At 40.0% G+C, this 16,049-nt stretch carries 12 protein-coding genes; 7 read left to right on the top strand and 5 right to left on the bottom strand.

Features of this window, described 5'->3' with window-relative positions; genetic code table 11:
* Nucleotides 1-96: 96 nt before the first annotated feature.
* The 4 genes from AC07WY_RS07880 to AC07WY_RS07865 are packed head-to-tail and all read right to left on the bottom strand — an operon-like array spanning nt 97 to nt 3,587.
* A complete protein-coding gene (locus AC07WY_RS07880) occupies nt 97-852 on the bottom strand; it encodes an ABC transporter ATP-binding protein (protein WP_034610681.1) in 756 nt (251 codons plus the stop codon).
* A 30-nt stretch (nt 853-882) separates the two neighbouring features.
* A complete protein-coding gene (locus AC07WY_RS07875; RefSeq protein ID WP_004717492.1) occupies nt 883-1,671 on the bottom strand; it encodes an ABC transporter permease in 789 nt (262 codons plus the stop codon).
* Nucleotides 1,671-2,510 (bottom strand): ABC transporter permease, encoded by an 840-nt coding sequence (locus tag AC07WY_RS07870; RefSeq protein WP_004717490.1) that lies wholly within the window; start codon nt 2,508-2,510, stop codon nt 1,671-1,673. The genes AC07WY_RS07875 and AC07WY_RS07870 overlap by 1 nt, the downstream gene beginning before the upstream one ends.
* Nucleotides 2,511-2,513: 3 nt before the next feature.
* Nucleotides 2,514-3,587, bottom strand: coding sequence for an ABC transporter substrate-binding protein (locus AC07WY_RS07865; protein ID WP_056518007.1), 1,074 nt, complete (start codon nt 3,585-3,587; stop codon nt 2,514-2,516).
* Nucleotides 3,588-3,902: 315 nt separating this feature from the next.
* On the opposite strand from AC07WY_RS07865, the gene AC07WY_RS07860 reads away from it, so the two are divergent.
* The 4 genes from AC07WY_RS07860 to AC07WY_RS07845 all read left to right on the top strand — a co-directional run bounded on the left by AC07WY_RS07860 (nt 3,903) and on the right by AC07WY_RS07845 (nt 7,227).
* Nucleotides 3,903-5,036: an LLM class flavin-dependent oxidoreductase gene (locus AC07WY_RS07860; protein ID WP_151956368.1), complete on the top strand. Its 1,134-nt coding sequence runs from the start codon at nt 3,903-3,905 to the stop codon at nt 5,034-5,036.
* A 191-nt stretch (nt 5,037-5,227) separates the two neighbouring features.
* Complete coding sequence (locus AC07WY_RS07855) at nt 5,228-6,055, top strand: energy transducer TonB (RefSeq protein WP_262086657.1); 828 nt, start codon at nt 5,228-5,230, stop codon at nt 6,053-6,055.
* Nucleotides 6,056-6,082: 27 nt separating this feature from the next.
* On the top strand, nt 6,083-6,823 hold the full coding sequence (locus tag AC07WY_RS07850; RefSeq protein ID WP_244013656.1) for a MotA/TolQ/ExbB proton channel family protein: 741 nt from the start codon (nt 6,083-6,085) through the stop codon (nt 6,821-6,823).
* Entirely contained in the window at nt 6,823-7,227 is a 405-nt protein-coding gene (locus AC07WY_RS07845; protein ID WP_004717481.1) for an ExbD/TolR family protein, read from the top strand. The genes AC07WY_RS07850 and AC07WY_RS07845 overlap by 1 nt, the downstream gene beginning before the upstream one ends.
* Nucleotides 7,228-7,536: 309 nt before the next feature.
* Here AC07WY_RS07845 and AC07WY_RS07840 read toward each other — a convergent pair whose 3' ends face one another.
* Complete coding sequence (locus AC07WY_RS07840; protein ID WP_151956366.1) at nt 7,537-9,126, bottom strand: ABC transporter substrate-binding protein; 1,590 nt, start codon at nt 9,124-9,126, stop codon at nt 7,537-7,539.
* A gap of 283 nt (nt 9,127-9,409) precedes the next feature.
* On the opposite strand from AC07WY_RS07840, the gene AC07WY_RS07835 reads away from it, so the two are divergent.
* The 3 genes from AC07WY_RS07835 to AC07WY_RS07825 all read left to right on the top strand — a co-directional run bounded on the left by AC07WY_RS07835 (nt 9,410) and on the right by AC07WY_RS07825 (nt 15,823).
* Nucleotides 9,410-12,022, top strand: a complete 2,613-nt coding sequence (locus AC07WY_RS07835; protein ID WP_494736094.1) for a TonB-dependent receptor — start codon at nt 9,410-9,412, stop codon at nt 12,020-12,022.
* A 262-nt stretch (nt 12,023-12,284) separates the two neighbouring features.
* The gene (locus AC07WY_RS07830; RefSeq protein WP_494736093.1) at nt 12,285-14,612 is read left to right on the top strand and encodes a TonB-dependent receptor; all 2,328 of its coding nucleotides are present in this window, start codon (nt 12,285-12,287) and stop codon (nt 14,610-14,612) included.
* 17 nt (nt 14,613-14,629) lie between these two features.
* Entirely contained in the window at nt 14,630-15,823 is a 1,194-nt protein-coding gene (locus tag AC07WY_RS07825) for an LLM class flavin-dependent oxidoreductase (protein ID WP_494736092.1), read from the top strand.
* Nucleotides 15,824-16,049 lie beyond the last annotated feature (226 nt).

Raw genomic sequence — 16,049 nt, 5'->3', positions numbered from 1 at the left:
TTCATATTTCCTTAATAATTTAAAACGTGTTGATATAAATATCATGCTTGAATATATTTTCTAAATAATATTTATATCGATGAATATTCGATTTCATTATGCGCTATGGTCCAGCATATTGAGTGCTTGATTACGATAGTTAAATAATAATTCGCTGTCTTTATGTCTTGGATGGGTCAAAGGAACTTGAATGATTTGTTTAATTTTTCCTGGTCGAGCAGACATTACGATCACACGATCACCCAGATAAACCGCTTCTTCTATATCATGTGTAACTAGAATCATGGTGATCTTTTGATCTTGCCAAATACGTTGTAATTCAGTTTGCAGATGGCTACGTGTAATTGCATCTAAAGCACCAAAGGGTTCATCTAAAAGTAAAATATCAGGCTGATTAACCAAGCCTCGTGCAATCGCTACCCGCTGCGCCATACCACCCGATAGCTCATGTGGATAAGCATTTTCAAAACCTTTTAAACCCACCATTGTAAGATGTTCTGCCACACGGGCATTTTTTTCGGCACGGCTTAAGTCGGTTTCTTCGAGCGCTAAATGAATATTTTCGGAAACACTGAGCCAAGGCAATAGACGGTGCTCCTGAAAAATTAAACCTCGTTTTAAATCTGTCCCTTGTATTGGTGTTTGATTCAGTAAAATCTCACCTTGATAGTCTTTATCTAATCCTGCAATTAAGCGCAACAAGGTCGATTTACCACAGCCACTGCTTCCGACAATAGAAATAAATTCTCCTTGCTGAATATCGAGATGAATACCATCTAATACTGTGAAAGTTTGTTGATCTCGATAAAATGATTTATTGAGTTTTTTAATCGAGAGTAAGGAAAAGCTCATATCAATATCCTGATGAGATGGGTGATTCAGTTAAACACGCCATTGCAGTAGTCGTTTAGAAATCAAGTGAATGCAAAGCGTCATGCCAATACCGCTGAGGGTGACCGTGATTGCACACACCAACAAAATATCCATTTCGGCATTGATTTCAGCTTTCATCATTAAATTGCCTAAGCCTGCACCAGCATTGAATAACAGCTCACTGGCAGTTGTGGTAATCCATGTAAAAGGCACCGCTAAATTCAACCCCGTTAAAATATATGGGAGAGCTTGAGGGAAACGGATTTTTTTAAATTCCTGCCAAAAAGATAATTTGTAAATACGAGCGACTTCACTGTATTTCTGGTCATAATGACTTAGCCCTTGAAAGCTGTTAATCACCATCGGGAAAAAAGAAGCAAGCGCAATAATAAAGATTTTTGCCTGCTCACCATTGCCAAACCACAGTGCAATCAATGGGGTTAAACCAAGTAAGGGTACTTGGCGAATGCTATTAAATAATGGTGAAACCAAGGCATTTAAAATTTTTGAATAGGCAAGTAAGGCACCGAGTAGTAGCCCTGTTGTCGAGCCAAGTAAAAATCCCAGTCCAGCTTTTTTAAGACTTCCCCATGTGTTTAACCATAATTCACCTGTTTCAAGCAGCTGAATAAAAGCAAAATACACCTTCTGTAAAGGCACAAATGCATAGGCATGACTGGCGCCTAAACTTGAATTGTATTGCCATAAAGCCAGTAAAAGGAGCGGGAGCAGCAGACCTTTGATCAAGATCAGTGGTTGCGCAAAAGCACTTTTTAAGTTCAGTGGATGCTGTGACATTATTTCCCCCTTGAACTCAATGCAGGTGATACAAGATATTGTTCGAGCTGACGTAAAGTTTTATCTAAAGCAAAACCAATGATTCCTGTAATAAAAACTCCGACCATGACAACGTCTAAACGTAACATTTGTCGTCCGAGCTCCATCATTTGACCAATGCCAGTGCCTGCAGCAAGTAATTCAACGGCCACCAAAATCAACCAAGCACGACCTAGAGCAATCCGCAGTCCACCGATTAATGGTGGGAGGATGCAAGGGATGATGATGTATCTCAACCATGCTGGAGTTTTTAGTTTGTAGATCTGGCCCAATTCAATATATTTTTTAGGAATATTTCTAACAGCATCAGCTGTTGTGAGTGCGATTGGAAAAAAACAGGCTTTAATAATCAGTAAAATTTTAAATAGTTCACCAATTCCAAAAACCAAAATAAAAATAGGAATAAGCACAAAGATTGGAATTTGATAAAGGATATTGAACAAAATATAAGTGTAATTTCGGAAAGAGGTGAGAGATGCATAGGCAATGCCAAACAAAATCGCACAGGTGGCCGCAATTGAAAAACCCATCAGCAGTCGAGAAAGGCTATCTTTTAAATGCAGTTGTAGTTCACCACTTTGCAACAAGGCAAGAAATGTCTGCCATACCGTTATAGGTGGCACTAAAATTTGGGTTGGAAAAATCTGTAAATAGCTAATCAATTGCCAAACCAGTAACGCCAAGATGGGTGAAAGGAATGAGAGCAAGCGATAGACCTGCTCAGAAGACAATCGCCTCCATAATGGTGCTTTGATCGCCACGATTTTTTTTTCGATAAGCGGATTTACGAGGATTTTCATGACCTAGTTTCCTTGCTTATGTTGAATATCAAGTGTTTGTAAATTTTGAATGGCTTGACTGGTAAACTGAGCATTGAGCAACTCTTCAGCTTTGATTGGCGTTTGAATCAATTGGTTTTTTACAGCATGGTCGATGACTTTTGCATAATGCTGTTTAAGAAAATCCACTTGGTACTCAGGTGACCAATCTTGTTGCCAGTTACTGCTGGTATTTTGACTTTCGCGTTGAATCACACTTAGAGGCTGACCAAATTTGGTTTGGCTTTGTTGGAATTCATCTTGATGCTGTGAAATCCACTGCATTGCCCGTACTGTCGCATCAGCAAGTAGTTGGGTTGTGTCTGGATGTTGATCCAGATAAGTCTTGCGTCCCCATAGTTCAGCACGCATTTTCCAGTCAGCGGGTAGACTTTGCGATGACCAAATAATTTTGCCAAGATGGCGATCTTGTAAAGTGAGCGCATCACTTAAGGTAAAAAATGCATCGACGCTTTTAGCGGATAAAGCAGCAGCTCCCGCCTGTGGATTGAGATTGATGATTTGAAAATCTTTAAGCTTTAAACCTTTGCTCTGTATCAATTGAGCAAAATTAATTTCCCAAGGACGACCACGATGTAAGGCAATCTTTTTACCTTTGAGGTCCTCAATGGTTTTGATGGGTGAATCCGCTGGAACCACCAAATAAACATTATTACCGACTCCGCCAGGGACGACAATTTGTGTTCTAACACCAGTGGCATTGAGTACTACCGCAGGAAGATTGCCATAAAAAGCAAAATCAATTTTATTGTTGATAAAGCTTTCATTGACTAAGGTGGCCACAGCCGCAGTGGTTACAGGTTCCCACTTTAATTCAATATTTTTCTGCTTTAATGCTTTTAGAAAAATGGGGTCCTGTGCAATAAGTTGTGGTACACCAATAAAGTCCAGACCGCCAGAAGTTCCATTGGCCACAACCGCAATACGAAGCTGTTGTTGACTGGTTTTACTTTGGTTTGGATCTTCGGTTTTGTGTACGCCACAAGCAACCAATCCTAAAAGACTAAAACTTAAAAAAAGACCAGAAAAAATACGCATATCATCATAAAAATCTAGAAATATAAGGGGATAGAGCAAGAACCAAGCCAAAATAATTATTTTATATAAATCAGTTTGTTATGTTTTTATGATTGGTGTTATTTGAATGGATCAAACAGGTTATGTTGTGAAACCGACAGTATTGGATGGATAAGTGTTGAAATTTCAACACCATGTTTAGCTGGGTTTTTATAATATTTAGATAAAACAACAATATAGATGAATTCAATATTGAATAAAAAACGGCATGGTTTCTGCTCATGAGTTGTATCACTCACGATAGCGTGTAAAACCTTTAAATTATTGAGAAGTATTATGTCTGTTGAATTTTTATGGAGAATCCCTGTGCATGGGGATGGTCGTCGAGCACATCAGTTACATACACGAGGTGAATGGAACCAGCTGAGCCCAGCAGTACAATCCCCTCAACGTGTGGCACCTCAACATCAAGATGAATTGTTTGCCTACTATGATTATGTACAACAGGTAGCAAAAGCCGCAGATATCGTGGGTTTTCACGGCGCATTGATTCCTGCTTTTCCACATACTGAAGAACCGTGGGTGCTGGCATCGGCATTGGCAAGAGAAACCAAAAGACTCCGATTATTGATTGCGATTCAACCTTGGTTTATCCATCCTGCATACGCAAGCCAAATGGCAGCAAGTTTGCAGCGTCTCAGTCAGGGACGGGTTGAATGGAACGTGATCTCAGGTGGCGGTGGGGCACAGCAACGCGCCTATGGTGATTTTATTGAACATGATCAGCGCTATGCGCGAACCAATGAATTTTTAGAGTTTGTAAAAGGGTATTCGCATCAGGCACCTTTTGACTATGATGGAAAGTTTTTCCATGTTGAACAAGGTGGTTTGAAATATCCAATGAATCAATATGACGTTCCTCGTTTGTGGTTAGCGGGAGCAAGTCCAGCGGCACTGCAAGTTGCAGGTCGGCATGCCGATATCCACTTAACCTGGGGGGAACCTGTTGAACAGCAGAAAAAAGTGATTGAACAGGCGCGATCCTTCCTTGCACAAAATACCCCAGACCATAAGGTAAAGTTTGGTATGCGTATTGATATTTTGGCACGCCCCACACAGGAACAAGCGTTTCAAGAACTTAAACAGATGTATGAAACCATCGCTGTTGATGGCAATGCATTTGAACGTAAAGATACTGAGTCGGTTGGTGCAAAACGTCAGCAGGCCTTAGCACAAGGCAATCGTTTTGAAGACTTATTTGTCAGTCCAAATGTTTGGGCTGGTATGTCAAATGTAAGGGGTGGGCCAAACTGTATTTTAGTGGGGAGCTATGAACAAGTGGCACAGCGCTTACAAGAATATATCGACATTGGTGTTGGGCATTTTATTCTCGCCAGTAACCCACATTTGGAAGAAGCATATCGGGTTGCTGAAGAAGTCTTACCCTTGGTTGGATATAAATTAAAATAATAAGTTTAGATCCCTTTGAGATATCAGAGGGATCTTGTTGTTTCAACAGCATAGAACTGTCTTAAAACCAACAGCTTTGCTGACAAATCGAAGAGTGTTTTTAATTAAATTTATAAAAATTAGTGGCTTATATTGTTGGCATGACTTGTGCAATTTTCAATACAGTATTTTATTTTTTAGTTTAAATTGCCATGAGTGAACGAATATTTAATCCCCATCAGCGGGCGTTGCTATTTGGGCAATATGCATCTGCTTCAACTGCAACTGGCATATCAGACCCATTTACACGACATCATTTGGATGTGAGTCAATCACCTCCAGCAAAATTGAATAAATTGTGGATCGCGATCATTGCGGTTGCTGTAGCACATTTGGGTATTTGGTATATCGCAAAACAATTACCGACACCAGCTTTGGACATTGCAAAGCCAGAACCCGTGGTGATTGAAATTGTCAAACCAGTGGAACCACCTAAAGTCATTGAACCTAAAATTCCACCAGTGACGCAAAAAACCAAAATTCCGCCTGTGGTCGAAAAACCAAAACCGATTGCGAAACCTATCGAACAGCCGAAACCTGTTCAAAAAACTGTGGAGCAAGCCAAACCGATTGTAAAACCCATTGCGCAAGACACAGTTCAAAAAACTGAGGAACCTGTTGTAAGCAAAAAACTGAGCACTGAACCTGCTCCAAAAACAGCAGAACCAGTGAAGCCTGTTGATGACAATTTACCTGTGACAGAAGCCAAGGGTTATGCAGGTTATCTAAGCAACCCCGCAGCAGAGTACCCAGAACAGGCCTTAGAACGTGGTTGGGAAGGCTCGGTGATTTTAAGGGTCAAAGTATTGCCAAACGGTAGCCCAGATAGCGTAACGGTCAAACAAAGTAGCGGCAAAAAACTTTTAGACAGTGCGGCTGTAAGAACAGTAAAGCAATGGAAATTTTCACCGGCCTTAAAAGGTAAAACACCTGTTGAAGGTTGGGTTGATGTTCCAATTCATTATCAATTACCGAAATAAACTATTTTAAATTAAGAGGATATCTACATGACAGACATAAATTCATTGATCCATGACGGCACAATTTGGTTATTGGTTGCTTTCTCCATCGTCACATGGGTGTTGATCGTGGTTAAAGTGGTACAGACACAAAAAGCCAGCAAGCAAAGTAAGGTCTTTGTTGAAGCATTTTGGAAAGCCAAAAATTTGCCTGAGGCAGTGACTCAATCACAACAAGGTGAAGGCCCTACAGCCCGTGTTGCAAATGCAGGTTTTCAAACCTTGATTGAGGCAGATGAAAAGACTCATCAAGATTTGCAAAACAGTTGGAGTCGTCAGGATTTATTAGAGCGTCATTTACGTAAGCAAATTTTAACTGAACGTCGTCAATTGGAAAAAGGTTCTGCATTATTGGCTTCGATTGGTAATAACGCACCGTTCATTGGACTATTTGGAACCGTGTTTGGGATTATTCATGCTTTACAGGCCATTGCACATTCAGGTAATGCAAGTATGGATGTGGTTGCTGGTCCAATTGGTGAGGCCTTGATTGCTACAGGTATTGGTATTGCTGTGGCGGTACCCGCTGTGTTGGCTTACAACTATTTCATACGTAAAGTTAAAACCATCGGTGCAGACCTAGATGATTTTGCTACTGATTTTGTCAGTTTAAATCAAAAAGCGGGCTTTCAGTTACCTGTCGCTAAGCCAAAAAATACCACTGGAAATACTGTAGTCAATCATGATGCATCCACTAAAGAAGTCAAAGAAAAAGGAGTGTTTGCATAATGGCCGTTTCAACCTCCCAAGAAGATGATGTGGTGAGTGAAATTAACATTACGCCATTGGTTGATGTGATGCTGGTTTTACTCATCGTGTTTATCGTTACAGCACCCCTGTTAACCAATACCGTGAAAGTAAATTTACCCAAGGCTGCACCGACGCAGTCAACGGATCAGAATAAAGCGGTTGTCATTAGTGTTAATCCGCAAGGAGAAATCTTCCTTGACAAGGATAAAGTAACTTTGGCAAGTTTTGAAAAAGAGATCCAGTCACGTAAAAACAGTAACCCTAAATTGGCTTTGAATTTAAATGCCGATGAGACCATTCCTTATGGGACAGTTGCAAAATTACTTGCCAGTATTGAGCGAGTAGGGGTAGAAAAATTATCCGTGATTACCGTACCCAAGTAGTCTTTGGATGCTGAATGAAATAGCTGCTACGGCAGCTTTTTTAGTGTCTAAAAATATGGGTAGTTAAAATTAAAACAGTGTTCAAATTTTATTGCTTTGTATAAGCATGATTTATATAAGCCTGATTTTTATAAACTGAATGTGTTATTCACGATTTTGATCAGCAACATTAAGGTCGTTGTGTTGGGCAGCAATAGACGGGATGTACCATCAGAGCCCTATACTGAATTGACTTTTCGTCCTTGAAAAGTCAGAAGATCGCTGACTACAGTAGCCGCTTGATGGTTTTAAGGCTCTGTAAATTTTATTTTAGGCTTGATTGTTCCATAATTTCTCAAAACGCCACGTTGGGAAAATAGTGTGTTCTGCCGCTAATCCTCCGATCTGTTTCGATGCAGCATCTATGCTATGGCTAAAACCCCAAATCAGCATTCCACCGCGTTCATGTTGAATTTTTTGTGCCTGAGCCAAATACACTTTACGCTTGGCTAAATCGGGTTCAGCCAGTGCTTTATAAAACAGCTCACTATATTCTGGGTCTTTAAAGTTGACACGATTGGTTGTTGAAATTGGCGCATCATTCACTACAGCAGTGGATAAATACGGTGTACCCACGTTGGTTGCATTACTGGAGAATTGCCATTTACTCCGATCAGGTCCATTAAAGGTAGCTAAATCAACTTGTTTGACCCGAATACTGACATTGGCTTTCTTTGCTTGTTCTGCAAATATCAGGGCAGGTTGGGCGTTGCCAACGGGGGTAATCAGTTCAACGCTTAAGCCATCTTTAAAGCCCGCTTGAGCCAATAAATTCTTGGCTTCCGTAATGTCTTGTTGACGTTGTGGCAAATTTAGAAATGCTGGATCCTGTGGAGAATATAGATCATTGGCGATGCGTCCCTGACCGTTTAAACCCCGTTGTATCAGCTCTTGACGATCGGCGATTAAACGAAATGCTTGGCGGACTTTGGGATCATTAAATGGTGCCTGTTGAGTATTAAAGTCAAAACTATTGTGGGTATTGGTTTGAGAACGAACCGTTTGAATATGTTTTGCTTGCTCTAAAATTTTAATGTATTCAGGTGAAATCGCATTTGCAAGATCAATTTGTCCTGCCAATAATGCATTTAGTCGAGAAACTTGATCTTTAAAGTCAATGACTTCAAAACGATCTGCATAAGGCCGATCTGCTTTAAAATAGTTTTCAAACCGAGTAAAGACTGACCGTTGACCGGGGATAAATTCTTTGACTTTATAAGGACCTGCGCCCACAGGGTTATGAATGGGATCAAAATCAGTGGGGACAATACCGCCAAAATTGACCCAAGTTTCAGGCAGCGCCACAAAGCCAGCAATTGAACTAATAAAAGGAATGCGTACTGTATATTGATCTAATTTTTGGATACGATCACGATCAATCCATTGCACAAGATTTCGAAAAGGTGAGGCAAGCTTTGGATCTGTTAATCGTTGCAATGAAAAAATGACATCATCTGCGCTGACGGTTTTACCATGATGAAACTCTAAACCTTTACGCAGTCGTATGGTCCATTCGCTGGCATTATGATTAGGTTCTGCAAATTCAGCCAAAGCAAGACGAGGAAGCATGTTTTCGTCCCATTCCCAGAGCTTATTATAAATCGCAAAGCCACGGGTAATCCCACTTCCTGATGCTGAAAGGTGAGGGTCAAGGCTACCTGATTGTTGTCCACCAATCAGCCCTAATCGAATTGTTCCACCATGCTTAGGGGTACTGGAAAGTGAACTTTGGGAGTCAGCGCTAGGTTGTGGAGATTGTCCACAAGCAGATAAACCACTGATTAAAGAAACGCCACCGAGCGCAGTAAGACTCTGGGTTAAAAATTTTCGACGTGAGAGTAACAAGGTTTCATGTGTCATTAAAAATACTCAGTTAGAACATATCCAGAGGAGATTGCACAATGAATGCCAATTTTTTTTTATATTTTTCTAATATTTATCAATTAATTATAAGCGTTGTGTTTTTTGTCACTGTTGCTTTTTCAGCATTTCTGTTGAAAAAATAAACATGAATAAAAGTTGTATATCAATGAAGGTTATTTAAAAGTAATAAAAATCAATGTTTTATATTTGAACTTTGCCTATTTAAAGATTGGCATAGGCTTTGCGTAACGCAGTGTAAATTTATTTTACTGAGTGTGATATGAAACAGAACTTTCAATTAAAGCCACTGTTGATTGTGCTAGGGCTATTTGGGGCAATTTTTCCATGTGCTATTTTTGCTGAAGAAACCTCAGAGCAAGCCAAGGATTCTGATGGTGATGTAATTACCTTAGCTGATGTTGTGGTGACAGGAGCAAATAAAAAAACCACCATTCTCCCCAAGCGTAAAGTCACTTCGATTTATGGGACGGATAGTTCTGTATTAGATACCCCACGTGTCGTTTCACAAGTATCAGAACAACAGTTTCGTGAAGATGTTATTCGTAGTGCAGATGATTTGGTTAAGTATGCTCCAAGTATCACCAGAGGAGGTGGGCAAAATGCCAATTTCGCGCCACAGATACGTGGGCAAAATTCCGAAGTTTTTCAAGATAGCCAACGAATATACAGTACCCGACATCCGACCAATTTAAATGCCTATGAAGCTGCTGATATTGTTGCAGGACCAACGGGGGTAATTTTTGCACCAACCTCAGGTTCAGGGGGATATATTAATTATCTCACCAAAAAACCGAATTTTAATAAAGCAGAAACCACGATTTCGGGATCAGTGGGTTCAATTTATGCAGGGCAAGGTGCGGAGCCTAATTTCTCAGTCAGTATTGATCATACTGCACCTATTTCTAAAGAATTGGCATTTCGTGTCAGTGCAACAGCACAACGAACAGATGACTATTATGACAATGTAAAAAATAATTTTAATGCATTTTATGGTGCTTTGGCTTGGCGTCCAGATGACAGTCTACGGGTTGACTGGAATATCAGTTATGACGATTATTCAGATTTTAATGTGACGCATGGTTGGAACAGAGCGACACAACAATCCGTTGATCAAGGACTTTACTATAAAGGCAGAGCGACCCCGATTATTCAAAACGGTTCAAACTTTTGGTCTCCAGTCTTTGAGTCTGGTGCAGCTCACTCTAAAGTGATTGGTTGGCAAACTCGGCAGAAGAATGACAAAAATCAATATATTGCTGTAGGTCCAGTACAGACTTCTCCTTTGCCAAGTTCTACTGCTGATCAAGCGGGTACAATTCGAGGCTGGGTCTATGATCCATCAATCGCAGGCAATGGCTTAGTCAAATTAGATGATGATGTTTCTGGTCGGAGCGAAGATAAAAACAGTGCAAAGCGCTTTAGTACACAATTTAAACTGGTCAAAGATATCAATGAAAATTGGTCTGTGGCCAATAGTACGCTATATCAAAAGAGTCGTGATTTGGGTGATTCTCTTGGGAGTTTCTTTACCGATTTGGACCATGAGTTATTGGATAACCGCTTAGAGTTTTTAGGCGATCATGACTTTGAGCTATTGGGTGTCAAAATCAACAATAAAAGCAGTACAGGTGGCGCTTATCGGCATGAGAAATTTAGTTCTCTCGCAGCAAACAATAGTTTTAATATCAATCCTTATGATTTAACCAATGATCCATCACAGAAAAACCCGGGGGATTTATTGGGGTTGGTCAATCATGGCGGTTCGACTGGAAGCTGGATTGGGCAGGCTGGTGTTCCACAGTATTCGCAGTATTTTGGCTATTTAAATCTACCTCGAATGTACCCTGTGGGTCATGGCTTATATGCTGAAAAAGGCGGTTTTCCTCCCAATGGAGGTGGTGCAGTTTATACAGGAACAGGCTTTTGGGACACTTACAGCGTATTTACACAGCAAAATTTTACCTTTAATGATGTTTTTGGGATTAATCTGGGAATTAACCACAGTTCTATAAAAGCAAAATTAGAGAATCCACTGGTTTTAGTCCCTACAGATGTCCGCTCAGATTCCAATAAATATAGTTTGCTCAGCTATCAAGCCAGTACCTTTATTAAACCTACTGAAAAAAGTACCCTATATTTTACTTATGATAAAAGTACAGCTTTGAATACGGGTGTATTTGGTCCATTTTTAATTTGGGGCGCTGGAAATCAGCTAAATCCTTTGGCTTTTGACAGCCAAAGTGAATTAAAAGAAGTGGGAGTGAAATACGAGCCGATCACTGATCAACTTCTGTTAACGCTCAGTGGTTTTGAACAGAAGCGCGATTTATCACCTGATACCAATGGCAATATGGCGCGTTTTGAAATCAAAGGCCTTGAATCATCATTACGTTGGCAGCTACAAAAAAATATCGCGATCGGGGCAAACTTAACCTATCTCAATGCTGAATATTCTTCCATTATTCCGGCTGGTTTTTCACCTTTTGGTTTCCATGCAGACAATGCGACGGTATGGGGCGATAGCAATGCTTTAAACCAACGCAAAGCTGGACGTTATGATGCAGCAGGCATTCCTAAATATTCTGCAAGTGCTTATGTGGACTATCAGCACCAGTCAGGTTTTGGGCTAAACTTATCGGGCTGGTGGACAAGTAACTGGTATACCAATTTAAGTCAGACCGTAAAGGTACCCAATAATTATAATTTAGATTTGGGACTTTATTATCGTCAACCGCAGTGGACAGTGGGCTTAAATATTCTTAATTTGACCAATGAGCGTAATTTCGTAAATGGTTTAGCTGGTGCAAATAGCGAGTTTTTACAGCCAATGCGTCCATTGACGGTACAAGGACAATTTAGCTATAAATTCTAAATTAAACAGATTTTTATTTTTGATTACATTAGCCATACTTTTGTATGGCTTTTTATAAATTTATTCTTAGTAGATATCATTAAAAATAAAAAACAGCAAAATGTTGAAATAACAACAATACGACAATTAAAAATGTCTATCTATCAGCAAAAATAAATAATTTTTTTATAATTTTTTATATAACACTTTGAAAATATTTAAATAAATGGAATGGCACAAAAGTTGCCAATAACAAGAATAGATTTATTTAAATGGAGTCAGCATGTTTAAGGTTACAAAAATTAGGCAGAGTATTTTAACTGCTATGTGGGGCGTAACGGCGAGTGTTTCAACACTGGCTATTGCAAATGAAGAGATCGAGACTACACCAGCACAACAAGCACAGGTTGAAAAAGCCAAAGATGTCAAAAAATTAAGTGATGTGATCGTCACTGCACAATATCGGGCGCAAAATATTCAAAAAGTTCCAACTGCAATTACTGCTGTTTCGGGTAAGGACTTGGCTGCGAAAGGCTCTACTTTTATTGGGGATGTTTTAACCTATACACCAAATGCTGCAGCTGAAAACCCAGATGGGGATAGTCGTCCACGTTGGTATATTCGTGGTCTAGGTACGGGAGATGTGGCTGCATCGACAGTATTTCCTGTTGGCGTGTATGCAGATGGGGTTTATTTAAATGCGCCAGTTGCAGGTGCAGGTGACTTGTTTGATTTAGAGCGTATAGAAGTTTTACGTGGTCCACAAGGTACGCTCTATGGGAAAAACACCACTGCGGGTGCAGTCAATTATATTTCTAAAAAGCCTAATTTTTCAGATAAACCCAATGGATATGCAACCATTGGTTTAGGGGATCATAACCTGCGAACATTTGAAGGTGCTGCAAACGGCAAAATTTCGGAAAATGTTGCGGTGCGCGGGGCTTTTTACTCTGAAGACCGTGACGGATATGCAAAGAATATTGCCAATGGTGAAGATTATGGCAACGTGGATAAAAAATCTTTTCGTTTCCAAGTGCTAGGCAAAATCAATGATGAATGGGATGCCTTGGTCAATCTACACAGCCAAACTTATAATGGTTTAGGCAGTAATGGTTCCTTAAGTGTGGGTAAATACTGGGGTATTTATGAAAGACCTAAAGGACGAGACACCAATTTAGATTTAGATGAAAACAATAAGATTCAGCATGATGGTGCGTCATTAACCTTAACTGGAGATTTGGGGAGCGGATATAGCTTTACTTCGATTACTGCCTTTGATAAGACCACACAAAAGTCGATTTCAGATGGTGATTACACCCCTTATGATGTCGCACGAAGCTATAGTGATAATGAATGGCGTCAATATAGCCAAGAGTTCCGTATCGCTTCTGATGCTGAAAAACGCTTAAGCTGGATCGCAGGATTTCATTATTTTAATGAGGATTTAGATTCCACTGGAGTCAGTGCACGTGTCAATAAAACATTGCCAAATGGCGCTGCTTCTCAAACTGCATCTACGCCAGCATTTAGAGATATAACCTATAACCAAGCCACTCAAAGCTTTGCACTTTTTGGTAACAGTACCTATAAATTTACAGATAAATTTAAAGTGACAGGTGGTTTACGTTGGACCAGTGAAGAAAAAGATATTGATCTCAATCTGACTCAGATCACAACGGGAGACTATACAAAAGGCAGTTGGTGGAAAAAAGATGGTTATAGCAATGCTGTTTATAACCCAACCCCAAATGCAAATGGGTCAACAAGTCGCAATAAAACTTGGAATGAGTTGACCTATGACATCACCCCAGAATATGAAATTAATCCTAATTTAAATACTTATTTTAGATTCGCACGCGGTTTCCGCTCAGGTGGATTTAACACTGGTTTATCCAGCAGTTTAACCCAACTTGCCGACGTGAATCCTGAATACTTAAATAGTTATGAACTCGGTTTAAAATCTACGTTATTGGACGGAGATTTAATCGCAAATGCCAATATTTTTTATTATGACTATAAAGATATTCAAACCAATTTACTGGTTGCAACAGAGGGACAAGGTGGTGGGGTGACCTCGGTTCTCGCCAATGGACCAAAAGCTGAAGTTAAAGGCGCTGAATTAGAATTAGATTATTCAGTGACTGAAAATCTACGTTTACGTTTTGCTGGTGCTTATCTTGACAGCGAATATACCGATTTCGTCGATAAAAACCCAATAACCAATGTGGTTAATGCAGATAATACAGGCAACAGTCTAGTCCGTTCGCCAAAATACACCGTCGGTCTGGGTGGAGAATATACCTTTAATCTCAATGATGGTGCTCGTGTTGTTGTAGGCACAGATGCCAGCTACCGTGACCGTGAGTTTTTCCTCGTAAACCGTCAAGATTATTCGGTAGATCCAATCTTAAGCCAAAAAGCATATACCTTATGGAATGCCAATGTTGGCTACCATAGCGCAAATAACAAATACCAAGTCAATGCTTACGTTAAAAACCTATTGAATGAAGAATATCAAGTACATGGCCGTCCAAATGGTCCCGCTGGACAATATGTTTTAACTTATGGAAACCCACGTCAAGTTGGTGTTTCTCTTACTGCTAAATTCTAAGTTATACGGAGAACATCATGGGAATTGAATTTTTTACCCGTCTACCACTGCATGGTGAAGCAGAGTACTTAGCAGGTGATCCACGCAATCGTGGTGATTGGTCACGTGTCGCAGGTGTAGAAAATACTGGTGCAACATCGAATTACCAAGTTGGTGATGACTTTACCTATATCGACTATCTTAGCCAAGTGGCTCGTGCGGCTGAAATCAATGGTTTTGCAGGTGCGCTGATGGTGAATGCACCTACAGGTGAAGAACCGTGGACAGTGTGTTCCTTATTGGCAAGAGAAACCAAGCGTTTAAACTTTGTGACTGCATTCCAGCCTTATCATTTTAGTCCTTATAATGTAGTACAAAGTGCAGCAACGTATCAGCGTGCCACTGGGAATCGATTAGTCTGGAATATTATCAACGGCGGCTCTGAGGTTATTCAGCGCCAAGTTGGGGATGCTACTCCGCACGATGACCGTTATATCCGTGCGACTGAATTTTTAGATGTGGTGAAAGGGTATTGGTATAATGAATCATTCCATTACCAAGGCAAATATTATTCTGCTGAAGGCGGTGGTTTAAAATATCCTCTGAATAAAGCTGAACTACCGATCATTTGTACGGCAGGATCGTCTGAGGCTGCCCGTGAGTTTGGTGCGAAGCATGCTGATTATTATTTAATGCGTGCTGAAAAACCCAGTGAAATTGCTGAATTGATTGCAGATGTGCGCAAACGTGCTGCGAGATATGGGCGGGATAATATTAAATTCGGCTTATCCATTGATACGATTGCACGCCGTAGTGAACAAGAAGCGTTGGCAGAGGCACAACGTTATTTGGATGAAGCTGCTGAAAAACAACGCTTACATGCGTCTGCTGCACATGCAGGTTTGAGATCGGCACGTGTATTGAGTTTTGAAAAAGAATATAGTGAAAAAGCAGGCAGTAAAAACGTCGATGATTTCTTTATTCATCCCAATGTTTGGTCAGGCTTTGGCTATATTGGTATTCCACCAGGTGTTGCTTTAGTGGGAAGTTATTCGCAGATTATCGAGCGAATTCAAGAATATAACAGTATTGGAATTGATCTGTTTTTCTTGGCGGGCTATCCACATTTAGAAGAAGCCTATCGCCTTGGCGAACATGTTTTACCTTATTTTAAAAAACAGCGTCAGGCATTACAGCGTATTCCTGAAGAGGCAAAATATCGTATTGCCTAATTCCCATTGTAACTGGTTAAAGCCAAGATTTTTAAACCAGTCTTGGCTTTTTATATCCATTTTTATCTTAATAAAAATACTGTGGGTTGTCGTTGAAGCCTTAAACAGAAAACTTGTAATGGTTTAAATCATGTAACGACATAAAGCCTCAACAATCCTATATAAAAAATAAAGCTGTTTTCTTTCAATAATAAATCCTGATATTTGCGTATTTTTATTTTTTATA

Source organism: Acinetobacter sp. GW821-FHT01C12 (assembly GCF_059422625.1).
This window is presented reverse-complemented; position numbering and strand designations above follow the sequence as displayed.